Annotated in this window: 12 protein-coding genes; 5 read left to right on the top strand and 7 right to left on the bottom strand. The window is 64.3% G+C overall.

Annotation, left to right across the window (positions count from 1 at the left end):
- Positions 1 to 110 precede the first annotated feature (110 nt).
- The 3 genes from ACIPOO_RS22145 to ACIPOO_RS22135 all read right to left on the bottom strand — a co-directional run bounded on the left by ACIPOO_RS22145 (position 111) and on the right by ACIPOO_RS22135 (position 3,184).
- The gene (locus ACIPOO_RS22145; protein WP_400609836.1) at positions 111 to 1,454 is read right to left on the bottom strand and encodes an MFS transporter; all 1,344 of its coding nucleotides are present in this window, start codon (positions 1,452 to 1,454) and stop codon (positions 111 to 113) included.
- A 48-nt stretch (positions 1,455 to 1,502) separates the two neighbouring features.
- Complete coding sequence (locus ACIPOO_RS22140) at positions 1,503 to 2,423, bottom strand: SMP-30/gluconolactonase/LRE family protein (RefSeq protein ID WP_274129952.1); 921 nt, start codon at positions 2,421 to 2,423, stop codon at positions 1,503 to 1,505.
- A gap of 83 nt (positions 2,424 to 2,506) precedes the next feature.
- On the bottom strand, positions 2,507 to 3,184 hold the full coding sequence (locus tag ACIPOO_RS22135; RefSeq protein WP_400609834.1) for an RraA family protein: 678 nt from the start codon (positions 3,182 to 3,184) through the stop codon (positions 2,507 to 2,509).
- A gap of 211 nt (positions 3,185 to 3,395) precedes the next feature.
- Here ACIPOO_RS22135 and ACIPOO_RS22130 point away from each other — a divergent pair, with 211 nt between their 5' ends.
- Complete coding sequence (locus ACIPOO_RS22130) at positions 3,396 to 4,373, top strand: hydroxyacid dehydrogenase (protein ID WP_400609832.1); 978 nt, start codon at positions 3,396 to 3,398, stop codon at positions 4,371 to 4,373.
- Positions 4,374 to 4,448: 75 nt separating this feature from the next.
- Positions 4,449 to 5,774 carry an MFS transporter gene (locus ACIPOO_RS22125; RefSeq protein WP_400609830.1) on the top strand — a complete coding sequence of 442 codons (1,326 nt, stop codon included), beginning with the start codon at positions 4,449 to 4,451 and terminating at the stop codon, positions 5,772 to 5,774.
- A gap of 40 nt (positions 5,775 to 5,814) precedes the next feature.
- On the opposite strand, the gene ACIPOO_RS22120 is transcribed toward ACIPOO_RS22125, so the two are convergent.
- From ACIPOO_RS22120 to ACIPOO_RS22105, 4 genes are all read right to left on the bottom strand, one after another.
- A complete protein-coding gene (locus ACIPOO_RS22120; protein ID WP_274129948.1) occupies positions 5,815 to 6,507 on the bottom strand; it encodes an IclR family transcriptional regulator in 693 nt (230 codons plus the stop codon).
- Positions 6,508 to 6,553: 46 nt separating this feature from the next.
- Positions 6,554 to 7,033 (bottom strand): transcription elongation factor GreB, encoded by a 480-nt coding sequence (gene greB / locus ACIPOO_RS22115; RefSeq protein WP_274129947.1) that lies wholly within the window; start codon positions 7,031 to 7,033, stop codon positions 6,554 to 6,556.
- An 80-nt stretch (positions 7,034 to 7,113) separates the two neighbouring features.
- Positions 7,114 to 9,624, bottom strand: coding sequence for an ABC transporter permease (locus ACIPOO_RS22110; RefSeq protein ID WP_400609827.1), 2,511 nt, complete (start codon positions 9,622 to 9,624; stop codon positions 7,114 to 7,116).
- A complete protein-coding gene (locus ACIPOO_RS22105; RefSeq protein WP_274129945.1) occupies positions 9,624 to 10,307 on the bottom strand; it encodes an ABC transporter ATP-binding protein in 684 nt (227 codons plus the stop codon). The genes ACIPOO_RS22110 and ACIPOO_RS22105 overlap by 1 nt, the downstream gene beginning before the upstream one ends.
- 10 nt (positions 10,308 to 10,317) lie before the next feature.
- On the opposite strand from ACIPOO_RS22105, the gene ACIPOO_RS22100 reads away from it, so the two are divergent.
- From ACIPOO_RS22100 to ACIPOO_RS22090, 3 genes are all read left to right on the top strand, one after another.
- On the top strand, positions 10,318 to 10,923 hold the full coding sequence (locus ACIPOO_RS22100; protein WP_400609825.1) for an arylesterase: 606 nt from the start codon (positions 10,318 to 10,320) through the stop codon (positions 10,921 to 10,923).
- Positions 10,924 to 11,267: 344 nt separating this feature from the next.
- Positions 11,268 to 11,561 (top strand): hypothetical protein, encoded by a 294-nt coding sequence (locus ACIPOO_RS22095; RefSeq protein WP_274129943.1) that lies wholly within the window; start codon positions 11,268 to 11,270, stop codon positions 11,559 to 11,561.
- Positions 11,562 to 11,712: 151 nt separating this feature from the next.
- The gene (locus ACIPOO_RS22090) at positions 11,713 to 12,681 is read left to right on the top strand and encodes a L,D-transpeptidase family protein (protein ID WP_400609823.1); all 969 of its coding nucleotides are present in this window, start codon (positions 11,713 to 11,715) and stop codon (positions 12,679 to 12,681) included.
- The last annotated feature ends 319 nt before the right edge of the window (positions 12,682 to 13,000 follow it).

Raw genomic sequence — 13,000 nt, 5'->3', positions numbered from 1 at the left:
CGTGATGGCCGGACAGCGGCTGGAAAAAACAGAGGCGGGCGGGAATTCGATCAGTTTCGAGTCTGGCAAAAGTCGACCGCCTCCAGGTGGAGGCGATCATAGGGTCAGGATCAGTGCGTTGCAGTGGGTTGAAGCGGCGGGGTAGATACAGGCTTGCGCCGCGCTGGGTCACCCAGCCACAGCATCAGGCAGGTGCCGATCATCAGGATTGACGCCACGGCATAGAAGGGGCCTGAATAGGACTGGGTGGCGTCCTTGATCAGCCCGATCATGAACGGCCCGACAAAGCCGCCCAGATTGCCGATGGACACGATCAGCGCCAGTCCGCCCGCTGCCGCGCGGCCCGTGAGGAAGGTCGAGGGGATGGCCCAGAACGTTGCCTGGAAACACAGGATGCCGGCCACCGCGCAGGCCAGGCTTGCGATCTTCAGCACCGGCGCGTCGATCAGCGCCGCACTCACCAGCGCCAGCGCGGCGAAAGCCAGGGCGCTGACCACGTACGGCAGGCGCTGCTTGCTGCGGTTGGCCAGGCGTGCCCAGAGCGTCATGCTGATGGCGCCCAACACATAGGGCAGCGCCGCGACCAGGCCAACGGTGCTGTTCTGCATTCCCAGGCTCTTGATGATCTGCGGCATCCACAGTCCGATGCCGATGGAGCCGACGATGCAGCAGAAGTTGATCGCCGCCAGCACGAAGACCTTCGGGTTGGTCAGCGCGCCGCGCAAGGTGTTGCCATGGGAGGCACCGATGGCCGCCTGCTCGCTGCTCAGCCGCTCGGACAGCCAGGCTTTTTCCCGCTCGCTCATCCAGCGCGCCTTGGCCGGGGAGTCCACCAGCACGAACAGGCAGGCAATCCCCAACAGCACTGCGGGCAGGGCTTCGGCCACCAGCAGGAACTGCCAGTTCTTCAGGCCCAGGATGCCATGCATGTCCAGCAGCCAGCCGGACAGGGGCGATCCGAAGATGTTGGCCACGGGAATGCCCAAGAGGAAGGTAGCGGTGGCTTTTGCCCGCCACTTTCCGGGAAACCAGTAGGTGAAATACAGGTACACGCCGGGCGTGAAACCGGCCTCGGCCAGGCCCAGCAGGAAGCGCATGATGCTGAAGCTCACGGGGCCTGTGGCGAAGGCGGTCCCGATGGAAATCAGGCCCCAGGTGATCATGATCCGGGCAATCCAGATACGCGCGCCGAAACGCTGCATGAGCAGGTTGCTGGGGATTTCGAAGATGAAATAGCCGAAGAAGAACAGGCCGGCCGCCCAGCCGAACATCGTGGCGGTCAGGCCCAGGTCCTTGTTCATGCTGATGGCGGCGAAGCCGACGTTGGTGCGGTCCAGGTAGCTGATGACATAGCAGGCGAAGATGAAAGGCAGGATGCGCAGCATCACGCGGCGCAGCAGCTTTTCACCCTCGGCATCGGACAGGCCGGGGAGGGCCGGGTTTTCTCGGGTCATGGCGTCACTTCTTCTTGTCGTTGTTATGGGGGACTGCGGTGCCGGTGGTCAGCTATGGGAATACATGGCCAGGCCCGGCACGGGCGTACGGACTTGCAGGATGGAGCCGGTGTGCGATTCGGTAATGAACAGTGTTTTGCCGTCTGCACCGCCGAAGGCCAGGTTGGTGTTGCTGATGCCTTCGCACGAAACGATGCGCTGCAGTGGCTCGCCAACCCTGGACAGCCGCCAGACCGAGCCGAAGCCGGTGTGGGCGATGTACAGGTTGCTGTCGGCGTCCAGCGCCAGGCCGTCCGGACCGCCCAGGCCGCCATGCAGTTGGGCGAACACCCCGACTTTGCTGATGATCGAGCCGTTGCCCAGCGGAATGCGCCAGATCTGCTGGGCGCGGGTCACGGCGATCAGCAGGTGATTGAGCTTGGGGTCGTAGACGATGCCGTTGGGGCTGGGCACGGTATTGAGCAGGCACGTCAGGTTGCCCGCAGCGTCGAGTTTGTAGACGCGCCCGGTGGGATCCTGCAGCCCGGTCTGGCCCTGGTCGGTGAAATACATGTCGCCGTTTGGCGCGAACACCAGGTCGTTGACGCCCTTGAAACCTTCGGAGCCGGCCGATTCGAGAAACGGCTGAATGTGGCCGGTGGCGGCGTCCAGCACCATGATTCCGCGTTTGTAATCGGTGATGAAAATGCGGCCGTCGCGGTGGATCTTCAGGCCGTTGGGCCAGCCATCGTACTCACAGACCAGCGTCCACTCGCCTGCGGGAGAAATGCGGAAAATCCGCCCGTAGGGAATGTCGGTGACGTACAGGTTGCCGTCGCGGTCGAACGACGGCCCTTCCAGGAACGAATCGATCAACTGGCCCTGGCGGTTGCCGTCTGCCCAGGCCGTGCGGCGCGGATTGCGAAAGTGCTCGGGCAAGCGGGTGAATACGGTGGTTTCGACGATCTGTGGAGCGGGAAAGAAGCTCATGGCGGCTCCTGCTGCAATCAAGGGGCGTGGCGGGAAGGTGGCGATGCATCACGGGGTGCCAGACAGGCACCCCGTGGCGGCCGTCATTGCGGCAGGGCGCAACCTTTCTGCTGGAGGGATTTGAGGACCCAGCTGCGGTCGTTTTCGCCGCGGGCGATCTGCTCCAGCTGCTTGACCTCGGCCGCGTGCTTGGCGTGGGCGCGGTCGTACACAGCCGCCACCTCGTCATAGGGCACGCAGAGCAGGCCGTCGTCGTCGCCGATCACCAGATCCCCTGGTTCGATGACCATTCCGGCGATCGCAATCGGTACGTTGACCTCGCCCGGACCGTCCTTGTACGGGCCGCGATGGGACACGCCAGCGGCGAACAGCGGGAAGTCGCCGGCACCAATGTTGGCGGCATCGCGGATCGCGCCGTTGATGACGATGCCGGCCACGCCGCGCTTGACCGCGTAGGCCACCATCATCTCGCCGATCAGGGCATTGCTCAGGTCGCCGCCGGCATCGACGACGATCACGTCGCCCGGCTCTGCGATGTCGATTGCGTAATGCAGCATCAGGTTGTCGCCAGGGCGCGCCTTGACCGTCAAGGCAGGGCCTGCCAGCACGCCGGCGCGGTGCATCGGACGCAGGTTGGCGCCGCCTGCGGTCATGCGGTTCATCGAGTCGCTGACATTGGCCACGGGCACTTCACGAAACCGTGCGACCCACTCCGGGCTCACTTTGCGCTGGGCTTGCAACACTCGAAATCCGATTGTCATGGGCATTCTCTCTTGAAATTGTGGTATGCCACCGGCTGTGATCGCCGGGTCTGAAAATAGAATTGCATTTCATAATTCGAATATCAACGGTCTTTGATGACGAATTTGATGGGCGGTAAAGCAGTCAAATTTTTAATATTGCAACGGCGTTTCATTGTGATAGGGTGTTTTCAGGCCCGCTGAGGGCCAGCCATAAAAACAAGGTGACACCATGACTCGCAAAATCCTCCTGACCGGCCTCGCGCTGGCTCCCGATGCAATGGCGCTGGCTGCCTCCAGAGGCGTCACCGTGATTCCCACCACGCCCTACATGCCCGCCGAGCAGATGGTCGAAACCCTCAAGGCCGAGCAGCCAGACGCCATCGTGGTGCGCACCGGCAAGCTGACGCGGGAGATGATCGACGCCAGCGCGAACCTCAAGATCATTGCCAAGCACGGCGTGGGCTACGACACCATCGACATCAAGGCTGCGGCCGAGCGCAAGGTGCCGGTCACGATTGCAGTGGGTGCCAATGCGCAATCGGTGGCCGAGCACGCCTTCGCCCTGATGTTCAGCGTCGCCCGGCGCACCGCCTGGCTGGACGCACGGGTGCGAGCCGGGCACTGGGACAAGGCCACTGCCAATGGCACCGAACTGTTCGGCAAGACCCTGGGCCTGGTGGGGCTGGGCGCCATCGGCAGCGTGCTGATGGACCTGGTCGCGCCGCTGCGCATGCAGGTCAAGGTGTATGACCCCTACCTCAAGCAACTGCCGGCGCGCGATCATGTGAGCCGTGAGGAGAACTTCGAGCGTCTGCTGCAAGAATGCGATGTGATCAGCCTGCATTGCCCGCTGACGGACGCCAACCGCAACCTGTTCAGCACCGAGCAATTCGCGCTGATGCGGCCCGGCAGCCTGCTCATCAACACTGCCCGTGGCGAGCTGATCGACACCGCAGCCCTGGTTCAGGCCCTGTCCAGCGGGCAGATCGGCGGCGCAGGGCTCGACACCTTCAACCCCGAGCCGCCACCGGCCGACAGCCCGCTGTGGGGCCTGGTGAACCTGGTGGCCACTCCCCACGTGGGCGCCAACACCCTGGAGGCCCGTGAACGTGTGGGCCTGGTGGCCGTGCAGCAGATTCTCGATGCCCTGGATGGCCACGCGCTGGATCCGCGCTGTGTGGTCAATCGCCAGTTGATCGACGAATGAACGCCGCTCGCCGTCCCGGGACGGCGAGCTGGCAAGCCGGCGTCATCTCCACAACAATAAGCACAGGAGAACCCCATGAATGTGAAAGCAGAGGTCAGTGAACTGGAGCAGGCAACGATGCGCCGCGTGGCGTGGCGCCTGCTGCCGTTCCTGATCGTGTGTTACCTGATCGCGATCATCGATCGCGGCAACATCGGCATGGCTTCGCTGCAGATGAACCATGACCTGGGCCTGACCCCGGCGGTGTTCGGTCTGGCCAGCAGCCTGTTTTTCGTGTCGTACTTCCTGGTCGAGGTGCCGAGCAACCTGGCGCTGCAGCGTTTCGGCGCGCGGGTCTGGATTGCGCGGATCATGATTACCTGGGGGCTGGTGTCGGCCGGCACCGCGTTTGTCGACGGCGCGAACTCGCTGTACATCATGCGGTTTCTGCTGGGTGCGGCCGAGGCGGGGTTCTTCCCGGGCGTGCTGCTGTACCTGACCTACTGGTTGCCATCGGCCTACCGTGCGCGGATGGTCGCGATCTTCATGGTGGCGATTCCGGGGGCGAACTTCCTCGGCTCGCCACTCTCGGGTTATCTGCTGACGCTGGACGGCATGTTTGGCATGCGCGGCTGGCACTGGCTGTTCATTCTGGAAGGCATTCCGGCGGTGCTCCTGGGGATCGCCTGCCTGTTCGTGCTGACCGATCGCCCCGACCAGGCCAAATGGCTGGCGGACGATCAGCGCGAGTGGCTGGTGAATCGGCTGGCTCAGGAGCGTGCGCAGAAAACCCAGATCGGTCATATCTCGCTGTGGCAACTGCTCAAGCACAAGGACATCTGGGCGATGGTGCTGATCTACACCGGGGCTTCGGCGGCCGGCAGCACCATGAGCGTGTGGGCGCCGCAACTGCTCAAGACCTTCCATCTGGACAGCTTGCAGATCGGCCTGATCAATGCGATTCCTTACGGTCTGGCGTCGTTGTTCATGATCCTGTGGGGGCGCAGTTCCGACCGTCGCAACGAGCGGCGCTGGCACACTGCAGCCACGCTGTTCCTGATCGCGGCAGGTCTGCTGCTGGCGCTGGTGACCTCATCGCTGGTCGCCACCGTGGTGTTGTTGTCGATGGTGTTGATCGGTGCGTATTCGATGAAGGGGCCGTTCTGGGCGCTGGCGTCGAGCTGGATGTCCAGCAGCACGGCGGCGGCGGGGCTGGCGGTGATCGGCGCCTGGGCCAACCTGTTTGGCGGCGGCCTGATGGTCAACGTCTACGGCGCGATTCATGGCGCCACCGGCAGCTACGCCCTGGCGCTGATTCCGCTGGCGTTGCTGAACCTGGCCGCCGGCACCATGGTGCTGGTGCTGGGCCGCAAGCATCAGCGCAATCAGGCTCAGGGTGCCAACCCGGCCAGCGTCGGCTGACCCTTTCTTCTCGCCACTGGCCAGGCTGGGCGGGGGATCCTTACTGGATCCGCCCACCCAGGCTGCGCGTCAGATCTTCTGCCACTTCCATGAACACCGCCCGCAGCGAGTCGGCGCGCTCGGCGTTCAGGCGGCCGGCAGGTCCGGACACCACGATCGCACCCATCAACTCCTGCTGCGCACCGAAGATCGGCATGGCCATGGACGCCGAGTGAGGGTCTGTGATCCCGGCCGAATAAAACGGTTCGGGATGCTCGGCGGCCCGTGCGAAGCTGCAACGCAGCGCCTCGGCACTGGCGGCACCGTCCATGGGGCGGATGTCGCCGGGCTGCAGGTGCAGGCGCAGACGGTGCGGGGAGTTCACCCGGTACTGGCACATGCGGTAGGCGCCGTGGCGCACGTAGAACGAGGCGGTTTCTCCGGTTTCGTCGCACAGCCGGTGCAGGCGTGGCAGGACGTGTTTTTCGAGGTCCAGCGACTCCTGATACACCGCGTTCAGGCGCATCACTTCACTGGCCAGGGTGTAGCGACCGTCCGCCAGGCGATTGACGAATCCGAACGTCTCCAGCGAGACCATCAGCCGCATGATCGTGCTCTTGATCAGGTCGGTGCGCTCGGCCAGTTCCACCAGGGTCAGTGCGGTATCGCCGGTGCGGAAAGCCGTCAGCACGGTCAGCACTCTGTCGGCGGATGCCACCCCGTTCACGGCGGGACGCGGTTTGGTCTTGACCATCAATTGCTCCTCGGTAACGCCGCGCGTCGACTGGCGGCGTTCAATTTCAAGCGGGTTTTTCGTAGGTGATGCTCAGCACGTACCAGAGTGCCTCTCCGGTCGGCGTCTGCACCGAGAATTCCTCGTCCACCTGCTTTTTCAGCAGGGCGCGGGCCATGGGCGAGTCGATGGAGATGTAGTCCATGCGGCCATAGATTTCGTCGTAGCCGACGATGCGAAAGCGCTTGGTTTGGCCGTCTTCGTTTTCGATCTCGACCCACGCACCGAAGAACACCCGGCCTTCCTGTTCCGGGGCGTAATCGACCACGCGCATGTCTTCCAGACGCTTGCGCAGGTAGCGCACGCGGCGGTCGATTTCGCGCAAGAGCTTCTTGTTGTACTGGTAGTCCGCGTTCTCGCTGCGATCGCCCAGGGAAGCCGCCCATGCGACCTTCTGGGTGATTTCCGGACGGTAGACGCGCCACAGGTGATCGAGTTCTTGCTTGAGGGCGGTGTGGCCTTCACGGGTGCAGATGTTGGTGCTCAAAGGACTTCTCGGTGGTGAAGGGAGTGCTCCATGCACGATGCCGACATCTTTGCTGTCGGCATCGTCAGGGTCAAGCCTCGTCAGCCTTCGCGCAGCACCGTCAAGGGGCTGGCGTTGAGCGCGCGGCGAGTGCCGAACACGCCTGCGGCGCCGACCAGCAACGCGCCGATCAGCGGCAACAGCAACAGCCAGGGGTGCGGATACCACTGCAGGGAAAAGGCGTAGCGGTACAGCACGAAACTCACCAGCTCGCAGCCCAGTGCTGCCAGCACGCCGCTGACTGCGCCCAGCAGGCCGAACTCGATGCGCCGGGCTCGGGTCAGCAGGGCGCGGTTGGCGCCCAGGGCCCGCAGCAATGCACCCTGGCGGATGCGCTCGTCCAGCGTGGCCTGCAAGCCGGAGAACAACACCGCAAGGCCTGCGGCGAGCACGAACAGCAGCACGTACTGCACCGCCAGGGTCACCTGATCGAGGATGCTGCGCAGTTGCTCGAGCAGCGCCTCCACTTGCAGGATGGTCACGGCGGGGAAAGCGCGGGACAGCTCGACGATCTGCTGGTCGTTGCCGGGGGCCAGATAGAAGCTGGTGAGGTAGGTGGTCGGCACGTCCTTGAGGGTGCCGGGCTGGAAGATCATGAAGAAGTTGGGCTGGAAGGTGTCCCAGTTGATGTCTCGCAGGCTCGTGACCTTGACCTCGTGGGTCGCGCCGCCGATCACGAAACTCAGGGTGTCCCCCAGCTTGATCTCCAGGCTTTTCGCCAGCTTGGTTTCCACCGAGACGCCCGGTATGCCTTCAGCCGGCGCCTGTTGGTCGTTCCACCATTGGCCCTCGGTGATGGTGTTGCCTTCCGGCAGGTTGGCCGCCCAGGTCAGGTTGAGGTCGCGCTGGGTGGCGTTTTCACCACGGGAGTCCTTGGTGACGAACTTGGTCACCGGCTCGCCATTGATGCTCATCAGCCTTCCCGGAATCATCGGGTACAGCGGCGCGGCGTGGGTCGAAAGACGGCTCATGCGCTCGCCGAAGTTGTCGCGCTCGGCGGGCAGGATATTCAGCGCGAAGTAGTTGGGGGCGTCCTTCGGCAACTGGTTTTGCCAGGTATCGAGCAACTCGCCGCGCAGCAGGGCGATCAGCCCCATCGACAGCAGGATCAGGCCAAAGGCCAGGGATTGCCCGGCAGCTGCCATGGGGTGACGCAGCAACTGGCCCAGACCCAGCCGCCACGGCAGTGACGCGCCTGCCAGCAGGCGGCGCAGGCTTTGCAACGCCAGCAGCAGAATGCCCCCCAGGATCAGCGCTGCGACCAGGCCACCGCCGAGCAGGGCGAAGGTGAGGATCAGGTCCAGGCTCAGGCGCCACATGATAAGACCCAGCGCCAGCAGCGCCGCGCCGTACACCAGCCAGCTGCTGGCCGGGATCGGCAGCATGTCGCGGCGCAATACCCGCAGTGGCGGCACACGCCCAAGCGCTGCCAGTGGCGGCAGGGCAAACCCGGCCAGCGCCACAAGGCCCGTACCGATGCCTGCCACTGCCGGCAGCCAGCCTCCAGGTGGTACGGCGGCGGGAAGCAGGTTTTCCAGCAAGTAGAACAGCCCCAGTTGCGCAAACCAGCCAAGCAGGGCGCCGGTGACGCTTGCGGCGATGCCGAGCATGGCCAGTTGCAGGCTGAATAGCACCAGTGCCTCGTTGCGTGACAGCCCCAGGCAGCGCAGCAGCGCACTGGCGTCGAAACGGCGGACCGCAAAGCGCGCCGCCGACAGGGCCACGGCCACACCAGCCAGCAACACTGCCACCAGGCTCGCCATGTTCAGGTAACGCTCGGCCTTGCCCAGCGCGCCGCCGATCTGCTGGTTGCCGTCACGGGCGTCGTCGATCTTCTGGTTGGCGGCTAGTGCAGGTTCGATGGCTTTGCGATACGCCGCCAAGTCCTGCGGCGTGCCGCGCCACAGGTCGCGGAAGCTGACGCGGCTGCCCGGCTGCACGACCTTGGTGGCCTCAAGGTCGGCCATGTTGATCATCACCCGGGGCGTCAGGCTGTAGAAATTGCCGGCGCGGTCGGACTCGTAGGTGAGCACGCGGGTGAGTTTCAGGCTGGTGGAGCCGACGTCGATGCTGTCGCCGACCTTGAGGTTCAAGGCGACCAGCACTCGCGCTTCGGCCCAGGCCTCTCCGGGGCCGGGCTCGCCGCCGCTGGTTTCGGGCTGGTAAGGCGCATCGGCGCTTTTCAATTCGCCTCTGAGCGGGTAGGCGGCATCCACCGCCTTGACGCTGGCCAGCTGGATGCCGTTATCGGTGGCGACCACGCTGGAGAAAATCACGATCTGCGAGTGGTCCAGCCTGAGCGCCTTGCCGGCCTCGATCTGCTCGGGCTTGGCCGGCGTGGAGCCACTGAGGATCAGGTCGGCACCCAGGAATTCCGTGGCCCGCAGCAGCATGGCACTGTTCAGGCGCGAGCCGAAGTAGCCAATGGCGGTACTGGCGGCCACGGCGACCACCAGTGCGAAAAACAGCACGCGCAGCTCCCCGGCGCGGGCATCGCGCAACAGTTGGCGGGCGGCGAGGCTGAGCAGGCGGGCGAACGGCAGGCGTGCCATCAAGGCTCCATGGGGGTGACCAGGCGGCCACCTTCAAGACGGATCAGGCGCCGGCAGCGGTGGGCCAGGCGTTCATCATGGGTGACCAGCACCAGCGTGGTGTTGCGCTCCTGGTTCAGTTCGAACAGCAGGTCACTGATGCGCTCGCCGGTGTGGCTGTCGAGGTTGCCGGTGGGTTCGTCGGCGAACAGCACGTCGGGGTCGGCGGCGAAGGCGCGGGCAATCGCCACTCGTTGCTGCTCGCCGCCAGAGAGCTGGCGTGGGGTGTGGGTCAGGCGCTGGCCCAGGCCGACCCGTTCCAGCAGGTGCCGGGCCTGTTCGCGGGCGTCTTTGCGGCCTTCCAGCTCCATGGGCAGCATGACGTTTTCCAGGGCATTGAGGCTGTCGAGCAACTGGAACGACTGGAACACGAAGCCTACGTGTTCGGCGCGCACGCGGGCGCGCTGGTCTTCGTCGAGTTCGCTGAGGTTGCGCCCTGAAAGGGTGACCGAACCTGTGCTCGGCAGATCCAGCCCTGCCAGCAGCCCCAGCAGGGTCGACTTGCCCGAGCCCGAGGCGCCGACGATGGCCAGGGTGTCGCCCTTGTTCAGTTCCAGCGAGAGTTCGTGCAGGATGGTCAGGTCACCTTCGGTGCTGGGGACCACTTTGTTCAGGTTCCGGGCACTGAGAATACTTTCGCTCATGGAGAATCCGATGCGTGCGTGGTTATTGAGTGCTGGCCTGGGTTTGCTGCTTGTGTGTCAGGCAGCGACAGCAGGTACGGTGCTGATCGTTGGGGATAGTATCAGCGCGGCTTTCGGCCTGGATACCCGCGTCGGTTGGGTCAGCCTGCTGGAAAAGCGCCTGGCAGAGCAGGGCTACAAGGATAAAGTGGTCAATGCGTCGGTCAGCGGCGATACCAGTGGTGGCGGCCAGGCGCGGCTGCCGGCGCTGCTTTCCGAGCACAAGCCGGACCTGGTGATCCTCGAACTGGGTGGTAATGACGGCCTGCGTGGGCAGCCACCTGAACAATTGAAACAAAATCTTGCATCGATGATCGACAGCGCCCGCGCCGCCGGTGCCAAGGTGCTCTTGCTAGGCATGCAGATCCCGCCCAACTACGGCGCACGGTACACCCAGGCGTTCAAGCAGGTGTATGTGGACCTGGCCGAGCAGAAGAAGGTGGCGCTGGTGCCGTTCATGCTCGAAGGGGTGGGCGGGCATCCCGAATACACCCAGGCGGACGGCCTGCATCCGGCGGCGAATGCGCAGCCCAGGTTGCTGGATAACGTCTGGCCGCAGTTGAAGGCGTTGCTTTAGGGTTGGCTCTGGATTCTTACGTTGTTGCCCTTCGGGCCTGGTCGCGGGCAAGCGCGCTCCTACATTTGTTGCAACGTGCCGAGGTCTGAAAGATCGCCTTGTCCGCCTTTGGCATGCCAACCCAACTTCAAATGAACCCCAAAGGCTACCAACTCGGTCCGTCAGGCGATGGCACGTTGCAAAAAATGTAGGAGCGCGCTTGCCCGCGACAAGGCCCGAAGGGCACCAGAGTCGCAATCCCAAGCCAACCCAGAAAACACCCCAACCCCGAAAAATAAAGGCCTCCAGCCCTTTTCTGGACGGGGGCTTTCGGCTAAGGTTGCGCCCCCGATCTGGAGCCCCCGATGCGCCGTCCTGCCTGGTCCCTGTTTGCCTACCAATTGATCGAGCCCGATGAGCAGCTCGACCTGTTCGCGTGCCAGGAAGTTCGTGTGCATCTGGCCGCCCGGCAACTGGAACTGGCCGGTTCGGCCGACCGCACCCTGTGCGGCTCGCTCCTGCCTGCCCAGCCGCGCTGGTCGGCGGTCGAGCAAGCGATCTACAGCGACGAGCGACTGTGCCCGCTGTGCCGCGCGATCATCGACGCCCAGCGCCGAGGCTGGCAGCCCATCTGGCCGGAACTGGACCAGACGGTCTGAAATATTCCTCCTGGCCGAGCCCCCGATTCGACGTCACCTGAACCGCAGGTGAACGTGCAGCCTTGCAAGCCGTCGCGCCTACTCCCGAAGGGGCGGGCGGGCGTGTACAATCTCGGCCATTCAAGCCTTCCGTTACCCAAGGATTCCCCGGATGTTGTCGCGCATTCCAGCTTTCGCCCGCTGTCTGTCGCTTGCTGCACTGTGTGCGGCCGGCCCTGTCTCCGCCCTGGAGTTCCCGTTGCCTCCTCCCGGCGAGGACATCATCGGCCAGGTGCAGACCGTCACCGCCAAATACGAAGACACCTTCGCGGACCTGGGCACCAAGTACGACCTGGGCTATCTGGAAATGATCGCCGCCAACCCGGGCGTCGACGCCTGGCTGCCGGGTGCGGGCACCCAGGTGATCCTGCCAACCCGTTTCATCCTGCCGCCGGGCCCGCGTGAAGGCATCGTCATCAACCTGGCCGAGTACCGTCTGTACTACTACCCGAAGGGCAAGAACGTGGTGTACACCTTCCCGCTGGGTATCGGCCGCGAGGGCTGGGGGTCGCCGATCTCCACCACCAAGGTGACCGCCAAGACCCCTAACCCGACCTGGACGCCACCGGCATCGGTCAAGGCCGAGCACGCGGCCGACGGTGACATCCTGCCTAACGTGGTGCCGGCCGGCCCGGATAACCCGCTGGGGCCGTTCAAGTTCGGCCTGGGTATTCCGGGTTACCTGATCCACGGTTCGAACAAGAAGTTCGGTATCGGCATGCGTACCAGCCACGGGTGCTTCCGCATGTACAACAACAACGTGCTGGAGATGGCGGGGATGGTGCCGGTCGGCACGCCTGTGCGGATCATTTCCGAGCCGTACAAGTTTGGTGTGAGCGGTGGCAAGGTCTATCTCGAGGCGCATACGCCGCTGGACGAGAGTGGCAATCCTTCGGTGGTGGACAAGCATACGGCGGTGATCAATGCGCTGCTCAAGCGTGAGGATCTGGCCAATAGTCTGCGGATCAATTGGGATGAGGTGCGGGATGTGGTGGCTGCCGAGGACGGTATGCCGGTCGAGATCGCGGTGCCGGGGAATGCGGCTCCTGTTGTCGGCGGGGCGCCTGTTACCCTGCAGTAGTCTCGCTCTCTGGAGTTTCTCTGATCTGATCGTTCCCACGCTCTGCGTGGGAATGCCTTGGGTGACGCTCTGCGTCTTTTGTGTGACTTGGGGATCGGGTGTATATCCGGTATCTCGGGTGGCGCGGGATGCGCCTTCCGCCCTTACGGCGGGTCACTTTTGGCATTCGCCCCAAAAGTAACCAAAAGGTCTTTGCGACAGGCTGGGCCTCGACTGCGTCTCGGTTCCCTCGACTCCGGCGCCGTTCCGGGGGCACGCCGTGATGGGCCGTCCCTGGCCCGCACGGCTTTCGCGGCTTCCTGCCGCTCATCCCCCTGCA

The organism is Pseudomonas sp. NPDC090201, assembly GCF_044746825.1.
Taxonomy (GTDB): domain Bacteria; phylum Pseudomonadota; class Gammaproteobacteria; order Pseudomonadales; family Pseudomonadaceae; genus Aquipseudomonas; species Aquipseudomonas putida_AD.
The sequence above is the reverse complement of the archived record's forward strand: the minus strand, read 5'-3'. Positions and strand labels throughout refer to the sequence as shown.

Bases quoted from the DNA above. Each gene is read 5' to 3' on its own strand.
- ACIPOO_RS22145 (WP_400609836.1), bottom strand. From the start codon at position 1,454: ATGACCCGAGAAAACCCGGCCCTCCCCGGCCTGTCCGATGCCGAGGGT.
- ACIPOO_RS22090 (WP_400609823.1), top strand. From the start codon at position 11,713: ATGTTGTCGCGCATTCCAGCTTTCGCCCGCTGTCTGTCGCTTGCTGCA.
- ACIPOO_RS22110 (WP_400609827.1), bottom strand. From the start codon at position 9,624: ATGGCACGCCTGCCGTTCGCCCGCCTGCTCAGCCTCGCCGCCCGCCAA.
- ACIPOO_RS22135 (WP_400609834.1), bottom strand. From the start codon at position 3,184: ATGACAATCGGATTTCGAGTGTTGCAAGCCCAGCGCAAAGTGAGCCCG.
- ACIPOO_RS22105 (WP_274129945.1), bottom strand. From the start codon at position 10,307: ATGAGCGAAAGTATTCTCAGTGCCCGGAACCTGAACAAAGTGGTCCCC.
- ACIPOO_RS22120 (WP_274129948.1), bottom strand. From the start codon at position 6,507: ATGGTCAAGACCAAACCGCGTCCCGCCGTGAACGGGGTGGCATCCGCC.
- ACIPOO_RS22140 (WP_274129952.1), bottom strand. From the start codon at position 2,423: ATGAGCTTCTTTCCCGCTCCACAGATCGTCGAAACCACCGTATTCACC.
- ACIPOO_RS22125 (WP_400609830.1), top strand. From the start codon at position 4,449: ATGAATGTGAAAGCAGAGGTCAGTGAACTGGAGCAGGCAACGATGCGC.
- ACIPOO_RS22100 (WP_400609825.1), top strand. From the start codon at position 10,318: ATGCGTGCGTGGTTATTGAGTGCTGGCCTGGGTTTGCTGCTTGTGTGT.
- ACIPOO_RS22095 (WP_274129943.1), top strand. From the start codon at position 11,268: ATGCGCCGTCCTGCCTGGTCCCTGTTTGCCTACCAATTGATCGAGCCC.
- ACIPOO_RS22130 (WP_400609832.1), top strand. From the start codon at position 3,396: ATGACTCGCAAAATCCTCCTGACCGGCCTCGCGCTGGCTCCCGATGCA.